Source organism: Pseudomonas nitroreducens TX1 (assembly GCF_000313755.1).
Classification (GTDB): Bacteria; Pseudomonadota; Gammaproteobacteria; order Pseudomonadales; family Pseudomonadaceae; genus Pseudomonas; species Pseudomonas nitroreducens_A.
In genome coordinates this window covers 1-207 of record NZ_AMZB01000001.1, presented here as the reverse complement: position 1 = coordinate 207, position 207 = coordinate 1, and the positions used below count along the sequence as shown (strand labels likewise).

At 62.3% G+C, this 207-nt stretch carries 1 protein-coding gene; it reads left to right on the top strand.

Annotation, left to right across the window (positions count from 1 at the left end; genetic code table 11):
- On the top strand, positions 1 to 207 hold a 207-nt coding region (locus C167_RS31900; protein ID WP_037005673.1), incomplete at both ends, for an arginine deiminase family protein.

Genomic DNA, 207 nt, shown 5'->3' with positions numbered 1-207 from the left:
GCACTCCAGCTTCCTGCTGCCGCCGCTGCCCAACACCCAGTTCACCCGTGACACCACCTGCTGGATCTACGGCGGTGTGACCCTGAACCCGATGTACTGGCCGGCGCGACGTCAGGAAACCCTGCTGACCACCGCCATCTACAAGTTCCACCCGGAATTCACCAACGCCGAATTCGAGGTCTGGTACGGCGATCCGGACAAGGACCA